The sequence below is a fragment of the Alitiscatomonas aceti genome (assembly GCF_025567195.1).
GTDB classification, from domain to species: domain Bacteria; phylum Bacillota; class Clostridia; order Lachnospirales; family Lachnospiraceae; genus Alitiscatomonas; species Alitiscatomonas aceti.
The window spans coordinates 1-311 of the sequence record NZ_JAOQJF010000100.1 but is presented as its reverse complement, the minus strand read 5'-3'; the positions used below and the strand labels follow the sequence as shown (position 1 = coordinate 311).

The window sequence follows — 311 nt, the reverse complement described above, 5'->3', positions numbered from 1 at the left end:
ACGGAGCCAGGCTAAGCTCCGCCGGAGGGGCTTCCAGAGCCACATTTTCTGTCTGGCCGGAGCTGTCTGTCCTCACTTCCTCCAGAATCTCCTCCGGCGTCTCTGTCTTTGATATGGAGATGCTGGCATCTGTGACCGGAAAATTATTTGTATCTGAAACCACATCTACCTGCAGATAACCTTGTGCCATGTCTGCCTCATAATAAAGAATGTTAGGATAGCATATGCGCCAGGACGGATGGAGTTTCCCTGTCAAATAGAAAGAATCATTCAAAAAAACAAAAAAATTTCAAAAAAGGGCTTGTGTAAAT

General features: G+C 45.7%; 1 pseudogene. It reads right to left on the bottom strand.

Annotation, left to right across the window (positions count from 1 at the left end):
- Positions 1–190: pseudogene (locus OCV69_RS16680) on the bottom strand (peptidoglycan-binding protein); the annotation flags it as partial.
- Between the last annotated feature and the right edge of the window lie 121 nt (positions 191–311).